Source organism: Novipirellula sp. (assembly GCF_041583735.1).
Lineage (GTDB): Bacteria > Planctomycetota > Planctomycetia > Pirellulales > Pirellulaceae > Novipirellula.
Genome location: NZ_JBFHFD010000714.1, coordinates 1 through 4,274 on the forward strand (window position 1 = coordinate 1; position 4,274 = coordinate 4,274).

Annotated in this window: 1 protein-coding gene; it reads left to right on the top strand. The window is 56.6% G+C overall.

Translation table 11 applies throughout. The features are described 5' to 3' along the window. On the top strand, window positions 1–4,274 hold a 4,274-nt coding region (uvrA, locus tag ABX962_RS31495; protein ID WP_372725540.1), incomplete at both ends, for an excinuclease ABC subunit UvrA.

A 4,274-nucleotide genomic window follows, 5' to 3' on the forward strand; every position in this document is an offset into this window, starting at 1 on the left:
CTGTACGCCGAGGGTCAACGGCGGTACGTCGAAAGTCTGAGCAATTACGCTCGGCAATTTATGGGCCAAATGCCGAAACCCGATGTCGATTTTGTCGGCGGGCTGAGTCCTTCGATTTCGATCAGCCAGAAATCGACCGGAAATAATCCGCGAAGTACCGTCGGCACGATCACCGAAATCTACGACTTTCTACGTGTCTTGTTTGCCCGGGTCGGTACCGGACATTGCCCAAAGTGCCAATGTGAAATCACGGCCCAGTCGCGTGACGCGATCGTTTCGCGGATTTTGTCACTGCCTGGCGAAGCGACGTTGTGGGTGATGGCGCCGTTGATCCGCGGCCAAAAAGGGGAGTTCCGGGATCTGTTCGAGGACCTGCGTAAACATGGTTTCTCACTCGCCCGCGTCGATGGCGAGACGATCCGGCTGAGCGACCCGCCGCATCTCGATCGGCAACACCGCCACGATGTCGAAGTCGTGGTCGACCGCATTGATCCCGATTCACGCGATCGCGGCCGGATCACCGAAGCGATCGAAACCGGACTGAAGCTTGGCGAATCGAGTGTGGTCGTTTCGCTGTCCGAAGCGAATGATCGCGATGCCGGTAAACCGTCCGATGACCTGCTTTACTCGTCACGTTATTCCTGTGGATCGTGTGGCCAGAGTTTCAAACCGCCCACGCCGCAACTGTTCAGTTTCAATAGTCCTCAGGGGATGTGCGAGGCCTGTGACGGGCTGGGCCGACTGTACACATTTGTGCCACAGCAATTGGTTCCCGACGAAACAAAATCGGTTCGCAAGGGAGCCGTCGAACTGCTCGGATCTTGGGGCGACATGGGCCGCTACCGCCGTCACGTCTATCAGGGCGTTGCCAAGGCGATGGACGAACTGCTCGAGCTGAAAGACGGCACGATGCTCGAAGGCAAATGGCAAGATTTGCCCGAACAAGCCAAGCACGTTTGGTTGTGGGGCACCGACGATTCGCTTGAGTTCACTTGGAAAGGCAATAGCCGAGCCAAGACGTACTCTGATTCATTCGATGGATTCATCCCGGAACTGCTGGCTCGTTACCGTACAAACAAGAACAAGATGCAACAGCGTCAGTTCGAAAAGTACATGAACACGATCGAGTGCGTCGATTGCCACTCACAGCGGCTGAACCCGCAAGCCTGCGCCGTCACGCTGACCACGAAAAGTCAAAAGTACATTGCAGCGGCCGGTACGGATAAAGCCTCACTGCCCACGCTGTGCGAATTGCCGATCGATGAACTAATCGAGTTTTTCAGCGACATCCAGCTCAGTGACACCGATGCCAAGATTGCATCCGAAGCACTCAAAGAGATCCGCACGCGGCTAGGGTTTCTATTGGGTGTGGGACTCGACTACCTCACGCTCGGACGCACCGCGCCGACGCTTTCCGGAGGCGAATCTCAGCGAATTCGCTTGGCGGGCCAAATCGGCAGCGGGCTGGTTGGCGTGCTGTATATCTTGGACGAGCCCTCAATCGGATTGCATCCACGTGACAACGACCGTTTGATCGAAACGCTCGTTCGGCTCCGCGATCGCGGTAACACCTTGATCGTGGTCGAGCACGATGAAGACACCATGCGGGCCTCGGACATGGTCGTCGACTTTGGCCCTGGACCGGGAATCAAGGGCGGGCGCGTCGTTGCGGCCGGAGACGCAGAAACCGTTTCCAACACGGCCAAGAGCGTGACGGGGCAATTTCTGTCGGGCAAACGCAGTATCGATCCGCCGGCAACGCTACGCCCCATCGACCCGAACCTGCAATTGACCGTCAAAGGGGCTCGCTTTCACAACCTCCGCGACATCGACGTCTCGATCCCGTTGGCGACGGTCACCTGTGTCACCGGGGTTTCCGGCAGCGGCAAGAGTTCGCTGATCGGCGGGATTGTGGAACCGGCATTGCGAGTCGCATTGAACGGGGCGGAATGTGAAAGTGGCGAACATGATACGATCGAAGGACTCGAGCATCTCGACAAAACGATCGCGATCGATCAATCGCCGATCGGACGTACGCCACGCAGCAACCCGGCGACGTACGTCAAAGTCTTTGACGAGATTCGCAATCTGTATGCAAAATTGCCCGAAGCGAAAACACGCGGTTATACCGCCAGCCGGTTCAGCTTCAATGTTGATGGCGGTCGCTGCGCGGGATGTGATGGCAACGGCGCGAATAAACTGGAAATGGACTTCCTTGCCGACATCTGGGTGACCTGTCCCGTTTGCCAAGGACGCCGTTACAACCGCGAAACGTTGTCCGTCCAGTTCAAAGGCAAATCGATTGCCGATGTGCTGGAAATGGACATCTCACAATCGTTAGCGTTGTTCAAAGACATTCCCAAGATTGCTGAAAAGCTGCAAACGCTTGTCGACGTTGGATTGGAATACCTAAAACTGGGGCAACCCTCACCAACGCTCTCTGGTGGCGAAGCACAACGAATCAAGCTTTCGCGTGAACTCAGCAAACGGGAAACCGGTCGCACGCTATACGTGCTGGACGAACCGACGACGGGATTGCACTTTGCCGATATCGAACTGCTGTTAAAGGTCATCCACGGTCTGGCCGACCGCGGCAACACGATTGTGATCGTCGAGCATAACACCGACGTGATCAAAACCGCCGACTGGGTCATCGACTTGGGTCCCGAAGGGGGCGCCGGTGGCGGATTGGTCGTGGCCGAAGGTCGTCCTGCGGACGTTGCCAAGGTTGAGGGCAGTTACACCGGCGCGGCGATCGCCAAGTCGTTGGGCATGAAACCGCGAAAGACGGCAGCCAAACCGAGCGAAAACATCCTTTCGAGCATCATCACGACGATGGCCAGTTCGAACACGCATGTGTTGGTCGAAGGTGCGACCGAGCACAACTTGAAATCGGTCGACGTCGAGATTCCTCGCGACGCGATGACGGTGTTCTGTGGCCCAAGCGGTAGCGGCAAAAGCTCGTTGGCGATGGACACGATCTACGCCGAAGGCCAACGGCGTTACGTCGAATCGCTTTCGTCATACGCACGCCAATTCATTGGCCAAGTGCAAAAACCCAAAGTCGAACGGATCGAAGGGCTGTCGCCAGCAGTGGCGCTTGAGCAAAAGAATTTGGGTCATTCACCGCGGAGTACCGTCGGCACGGTGACCGAGATTTACGATTACTTGCGAATCTTGATGGCTCGGCTTGGAACGATGTATTGTCCCGATTGCCAAGTGCCCGTGGGCACTCAGACGCCTGACCAAATCGTCGACAAAATCATGGCACTTCCCGAAGGGACGCGTGCCATGTTGATGGCGCCAATCGAAGTGCAGTCGGGGCCGGCATCCGAAGACACCTGGCAATCGCTTCGCAGTACCGGATACCAACGGGTGCGAATCGATGGAGTAACCACATCGCTGGACACCGCCCCGATGCTCGACGCGCGACAGCGTCACGAAGTCCAAGTGGTGGTCGACCGCATCGTGGTGCAAGAATCGGATCGATCTCGAATCAGTGACAGCATCGAACAAGCCTTGTCGCTCGGCATCGGAGTGTTGCAAGTCGGGTTTGCCGAAGCCGATGTCGATGAAAAGCTGTGGAAAGTGGTCACGCATAGCCAACACTTGGTGTGTGGCGATTGCGGGCGTTCGTTTAACAATTTGACGCCACACCATTTCTCATTCAACTCTGCGGTCGGCTGGTGTCCTCAGTGCGAAGGACTCGGAACTCAAACAGGCACCAATCCCGCAGCGCTAATCTCGACACCGACCGCAACGCTGCTCGAAGGAGCATCGCTGCTATGGCCATCGGTCGACAAGGCAGTATCGCAGTGGATGATGCGTGCTTTCTCTCGTCAAACGCGAATTCCAATTGATGTGCCGTTTGACAATCTGACCGTCAGCCAACGGCGGATCTTGTTTCACGGCTCGGGCGAACGATGGATCGAAGTCCGTGAAAGTGATCGCGAGACGGCAACAAAAACGACATCCAAACAAGACGTTGTCGTGTTCCGCTACCAATTCAAAGGTTTTTATCCGGCACTGGCCGAAGCGGCGCGTTTGACGCCGGGACTGCGTGGCAAGTTGGAACAAGTTGTTGACGAGATTGATTGTAGCGCGTGCGACGGGTCACGGTTGCAAGAGGACGCTGCAGCGGTGCGTTGGCGGGGACACACGATTGCCGATATCGTGCACATGCCGCTGGTTCGACTCGCTGAACACATTGCGACTTGGAAATTGGACAAGCGAGAACGCAAAATCGCGGGCGAATTGGCGCGTGAGATCACCTC